Below are 5,730 nucleotides of genomic sequence, written 5' to 3'. Positions count from 1 at the left end.
CTTGCGGGACCAGCTGAATGCCATCGTTTCCGGCACCACGTCCGCAATCAACCAGCCAGGTGGCTTCACGCTGCGCCTGCAGCAGGTCGTTGCGGTCGCCCACCACGTTGCGCGCCATGCGCGCCGCGAAAAATGCGCCGCAGCCGCTCAGCCCCAGGCTCGCCACAAGCGCCGCCGCCCCTGCACACAGGAGCCCCGAAGTTCCAAACCTCATGCCGATACCGCGCCGCCAGAAACCGAAGACCGGCGACTGTCGCACGAATCGTGCGCGACCCGGGCCTGCGGCGCGGTAACCGCCGGTAGCGCAGCGCGCCCAGGCCATCACCACCTAGGCCAGCCTCGTGGGTGCGCTGGTGCTGGCGCGCGCGGTGGACGAACCGGCGCTGTCTGCCGAAGTGCTGCAGACGGTAGGCCTGGCCTTGCTGAAGGCAGACAGCGCCTGAGAACCCCGGGCCTACGCCCCGGATTTCTCGTTGCTGTTGGAAATAACCGACACCACGGCGCATCATGCGGCGATAACTTTCGCCGCCATGCCTGAAGCCTCCTACCCGCCCCCCCGCCCGGCGCTGCGCGAGCGCCGGCTGTGGGACATCTCCCCGCCGGTGCACACCGGCGCACCGGTCTTCCCCGGCGACACGCCCTACCAACAACAATGGGCCGCCACGCTGGGCCCCGGCTGCCCGGTCAATGTCGCGACGCTGACGCTCTCGCCACACGTTGGCGCACATGCCGATGCACCGTTGCACTACAGCCCGGAAGGCGCGACCGCCGGCCTGGTGGACCTGGCCCCCTACCTCGGCCCCTGCCGCGTGATCCACGCCATCGGCGTCGGCCCGCTGGTGCGCATCGAACACCTGCGGCACGCCGTGGCCGGCCTGCCGCCGCGCGTCCTGGTGCGTACCTACCAGCGCATGCCGCAGGACCGCTTCGACACCGCCCTGCCCGCCTTCGCGCCCGAGACGCTGAGCTGGCTGGCCGACCTCGGCGTTCGCCTGGTCGGCATCGACTCGGCCAGCGTGGACCCGGCCGACAGCAAGACGCTGGACAGCCACCAGGTGCTGCGCCAGCGCGACCTGCGGGTGCTGGAAAACCTGGTGCTGGACGAGGTGGCCGAAGGCGACTACGAGCTGATCGCCCTGCCACTCAAGCTGATCCAGGCTGATGCCTCCCCGGTGCGCGCCGTGCTGCGTGAACTCTGATTGAGATTCCTGTTTTCCGTTGAGACTGCCGATGTCCGAAATCCTGACCCGACAAGACTGCCTGGCGCTGGACGCCGCCGACCCGCTGCGCGAGCTACGCAACCAGTTCACGCTGCCCGAAGGCGTGATCTACCTGGACGGCAACTCGCTGGGCGCGCTGCCCGCGGCCACCCCCGCCCGCGTGGCTGCAGCGATCCAGCAGGAATGGGGCGAAGGCTTGATCCGCAGCTGGAACAGCGCCGGCTGGATCGCCCAGCCGCAGCGCCTGGGTGACAAGATCGCCCGGCTGGTCGGTGCGGCGCCTGGTGAGCTGGTCGTCGCCGATTCGACCTCGGTCAACCTCTACAAGGTGCTGAGCGCGGCCCTGTCGATTGCCAAGGCCGACGCACCCGAGCGCAAGGTCATCCTGTCCGACCGGGAGAACTTCCCGACCGACCTCTACATCGCCCAGTCCCTCTGCGCCCAGCACGGGTTGACGCTGGAGCTGACCAGCGCCGCCGAACTCCAAGCGCGGCTGGCCGGGGGGGCTGACATCGCAGTGCTGATGTGGACCCAGGTCAACTACCGCAGCGGCCAGATGCTGGACATGGCCCGCGTCACCGCACTGGCCCATGCCGCTGGCGCGCTGACCATCTGGGACCTGGCGCACTCGGCCGGCGCGGTGCCGGTGGACCTGAAGGGCGCGCAAGCCGATTTCGCAATCGGCTGCGGATACAAGTACCTCAATGGCGGGCCTGGCGCACCCGCCTTCGCCTGGGCGCACCCCCGACATGCGGACCGCTTCTGGCAGCCGCTCTCCGGCTGGATGGGCCACGCCGCGCCATTTCGCTTCGACACCGACTACCGGCCAGCCCAGGGCGTGTCGCGCTACCTCTGCGGCACGCCGGCGGTGCTGGCAATGAGCGCGCTGGAATGCGGCATCGACACGTTGCTGGCCGCCGAGCCGCTGGGCGGCATGGCCGCGCTGCGCGCCAAGTCGCTTCAGCTCTCGCGGCTGTTCATCGATCAGGTGCGGCAACGCTGCGCTGCGCACGCACTGCCGCTGGCCTCGCCATTGGACGATGCGCAGCGCGGCAGCCAGGTCTCGCTGGCTCACAACGAAGGCGGCTACGCGGTGATGGCCGCACTGATCGAACGCGGCGTGATCGGCGACTTCCGTGCCGGCGCCAGCAGCGAAGCGGAGCCCGACCTGCTGCGCTTTGGCTTCACGCCTCTGTACACGCGTTTCGTCGACGTGTTCGACGCCGTCACCGCGCTGGCCGAAGTGCTGGACAGCGGCGAATGGCGCCAGGCGCGTTTCAACCAACGCGCGGCGGTGACCTGAGCATGGCCTGCCCTCACGCTCCGCAAGACGCCACGCCCGCCAAGCCGACCGCTGCTGGCGAAACCATCGTCCGCGAGGAAGGCGCCCAGCTCGACTTCTCGCATGACATGAGCTATGGCGATTACCTGCACCTCGATGAGGTGCTAGGCGCCCAGCATCCGCTCTCGCCAGACCACAACGAGATGCTGTTCATCGTGCAGCACCAGACCAGCGAGCTGTGGATGAAGCTGATGCTTCACGAACTGACCGCCGCCGTGCGCCACCTCGCGGCCGACCAGTTGCAGCCGGCGTTCAAGATGCTGGCCCGGGTCTCGAAGATCATGGAGCAGCTGGTGCACGCCTGGGACGTGCTGGCGACGATGACGCCGCCCGAATACTCTGCCATCCGCCCCTACCTGGCCCAATCCAGCGGTTTCCAGAGCTGGCAATACCGCTGCATCGAGTTTTCGCTGGGCAACAAGAATGCAGCGATGCGCAAGCCGCACGCGCACCGGCCGGACCTGCTGCAGATCGTGGACGCCGCCTGGCACCGGCCGTCCTTGTATGACGAGGCCTTGCGCCTGCTGGCTCGCCGCGGCATCCCGGTGCCTGCCAGCCACACCGAGCGCGACTGGACCCTGCCTTACACGGCCAGCGAGGGCGTGATGCAGGCCTGGCTGCAGGTCTACCGCGCACCGGACCAGCACTGGGACCTCTACCAGCTCGGCGAGGAACTCACCGACCTGGAAGACGCCTTCCGCCTCTGGCGTTTCCGCCATGTGACCACGGTGGAGCGCGTGATCGGCTTCAAGCGCGGCACCGGCGGCACCGGCGGCGTGAACTACCTGCGCAAGATGCTGGACGTGGTGCTGTTCCCCGAGATCTGGCAACTGCGCACCGAGCTTTAGCCTTCACCGCCCAATGAAAAAGCCGCCCTCGGCATCCCTCGGGCGGCTTTTTGCGGAAGTGCGAGGACGCTCAGAAGGTGCTCATGTCCAGCCGGGCGCCGGTGAGAACCTTGCCGGTCAGAGAGGAGGTGGGGACCGCGCTGTTCAGGATCGCCGCCTTGATCTCCGGGGCCGTGGCGCTCTGGTGCGACGAGGCATACATCGCGGCAGCACCCACCACAAACGCAGAAGCGAACGAGGTGCCGCTCAACGATGCATAACCCGACTTGTAGACACCCTTCTTGATCACCGGGTTGGTGGTCTCGATGGCGGTGCCCGGTGCGGCCAGGTGAACCGTGGTAGCGCCGTAGTTGGAATAGCTGGCCAGCGTGCCGTATTCGGTCAGCGCCGCGACCGAGATCACGTTGTCCAGCGCATAGCTGGCCGGGTAGAACGGCGCGGTGTCGTTGCTCTTGCTGCTGTTGCCGGCAGCTGCCACCACCAGGATGTTGGCAGCGCCAGCGCGGCCGATCGCATCGGAGAAGGCCTGCGAGAAGCCACCGCCGCCCCAGGCTGCGCTGATGGCCACCAGCTTGATGTTCTTCGAATATTTCAGGTTGGTCAGGTAATCCATTGCCTTGACTGCCAGCCCGGCGTTGCCGGTGCCGTTGGTCATCATCTTGGCGGGAATCATGTTCACGCCCCAGCAGACGCCGGCGATGCCCTTGTCGTCCCCACCACGCGCGCCGATGATGCCGGCCACCTGGGTGCCATGCTCGTCGGTCACGTCGTCGAACACGGTGTTGTCCTTGTTGACGAAGTCCCAGCCGTTGATGTCGTCGACATAGCCGCTGCCGTCTTCGTCGATGCCGTTGACCACCTCATCCGGGTTGGTCCAGACGTTCTTCAACAAGTCGTTGTGGGTCAGCATGATGCCTTCGTCCATGATGCCCACATGGATCTTCTTCAGGCAGGTGTTGCCCCTGTCCCAAGCCATCGCGGCGCCGGAGCCGTAGGCATTGGTGAAGAGCGGCGAGGTGGCGCCATACATGCCCCACTGGCTGCCGTTGACATAGTAGGGATCGGTGGCCACCGACTGTGCGGTGTAGACCCAGTTCGGCTCGGCGAACTTGACGAAGCCATTGGCGCTCAGCAAGCGCATGGCGGCGGCAACCGAGGAGCCTTCCGGCAGGCGGATGCGGTGCAATTCGCCCATGCTGCCGTTGGCCGCGCGCAGCCGCTCGACCGAGCGCCCGCCCACCAGCGCCAATGCGGACTGCCGCGCAGCCAGCGCCGCGGTGCCGTGGAACTGCACCAGCAGCTCACCGGGCACGTACTTGGCATGCGCGCTCAGGCTGGCCTCGACGAGGTCCGCATTCGCATGGGCAAGGCCCACGCAGCCCAGCAGCGACACCGCCACAGCAACAGCCGACAGGCCACGATTCAAACAACTGCTCACTCGACACCTCCAAACCAACGGGAAACACATATATAAAACCTTGTTACAGCTTCGCAGCGGAAGAGGGGGGTGTCTACCATGCGACTTAGGGGGAAATCATTGACTCGAAGGACCTCGCGGGTGTTCACGTTTAGGAAACTACGTAGCCGCGCACCACGCGCGCCCGTGATTCACCGACAACTGGCACGTGAACCATTGCGCGCACCAAGCCGGACCGCGCACCGGCCACCCGCCAGCAGCAGCCCTGACGAGACCTCGGGCGCGGGCTGCTCCTAGAATCACCGGTCCGGCGCCGGGCTCATGGCGCCGGCTTCGCCCCCCTTCCTGACGACCTGCGCCACCTGCGTCATCCGCGCGGGCTGGCCGACCGGAGCCACACCATGGACACCCGCACCGCCCCCGCCCGCCTTCGCATTGCCCGCCTGCGAGAAGCCATGTCCGCCGCCAATGTGCAAGGCGTGCTGGTGCCGTCCAGCGACCCGCACATCAGCGAATATTTGCCGGGCCGCTGGCAGGGCCGCGAGTGGTTTTCCGGCTTCACCGGTTCGATGGGCACGCTGGTCGTCACGCTGACCGAGGCAGCCTTGTTTGCCGACAGCCGCTACTGGACGCAGGCCGAGGCTGAGCTGGCCGGCAGCGGCATCGCGCTGGTCAAGATCCCGACCGGCGCCGCCACCTACCACCTGGACTGGATCGCCCAGCAGCTCAAGCGCGGCGAGACCCTGGCGGTCGACGGCCAGGTGCTGGGCCTGGCCGCGGCCAAGCAACTGCGCGGCGTGACCGACGCCGCCGGCATCCAGCTGCAAACCCAGGCCGACCCGCTGGACGCCGCCTGGGATGACAGGCCCACGCTGCCGACCGCCGGCATCTACGAACACCTGG

The 5,730-nt window shown here is 67.4% G+C and carries 5 protein-coding genes; 4 read left to right on the top strand and 1 reads right to left on the bottom strand.

Annotation, left to right across the window (positions count from 1 at the left end):
• Nucleotides 1-530: 530 nt before the first annotated feature.
• Genes kynB through kynA form a run of 3 tightly spaced genes read left to right on the top strand, consistent with a single transcriptional unit; the run spans nucleotide 531 to nucleotide 3,410 of the window.
• Complete coding sequence (kynB, locus tag FKP22_RS19170; protein WP_141289311.1) at nucleotides 531-1,199, top strand: arylformamidase; 669 nt, start codon at nucleotides 531-533, stop codon at nucleotides 1,197-1,199.
• Nucleotides 1,200-1,239: 40 nt separating this feature from the next.
• Nucleotides 1,240-2,523, top strand: coding sequence for a kynureninase (gene kynU, locus FKP22_RS19165; protein ID WP_141289312.1), 1,284 nt, complete (start codon nucleotides 1,240-1,242; stop codon nucleotides 2,521-2,523).
• 2 nt (nucleotides 2,524-2,525) lie between these two features.
• Entirely contained in the window at nucleotides 2,526-3,410 is an 885-nt protein-coding gene (gene kynA / locus FKP22_RS19160) for a tryptophan 2,3-dioxygenase (RefSeq protein WP_141289310.1), read from the top strand.
• Nucleotides 3,411-3,480: 70 nt separating this feature from the next.
• On the opposite strand, the gene FKP22_RS19155 is transcribed toward kynA, so the two are convergent.
• Nucleotides 3,481-4,836, bottom strand: a complete 1,356-nt coding sequence (locus FKP22_RS19155; protein WP_170200961.1) for a S8 family peptidase — start codon at nucleotides 4,834-4,836, stop codon at nucleotides 3,481-3,483.
• A 392-nt stretch (nucleotides 4,837-5,228) separates the two neighbouring features.
• Between FKP22_RS19155 and FKP22_RS19150 the strand changes: the two genes are divergently transcribed.
• Nucleotides 5,229-5,730, top strand: a 502-nt coding sequence (locus FKP22_RS19150; RefSeq protein WP_211361465.1) for an aminopeptidase P family N-terminal domain-containing protein, incomplete at its 3' end; no start/stop codon positions are given.

The sequence above is a fragment of the Ideonella azotifigens genome (assembly GCF_006519715.1).
Classification (GTDB): Bacteria; Pseudomonadota; Gammaproteobacteria; order Burkholderiales; family Burkholderiaceae_C; genus Ideonella; species Ideonella azotifigens.
Note: the sequence above shows the minus strand (reverse complement) of the source record. Positions and strands in the feature narration are given on the sequence as shown.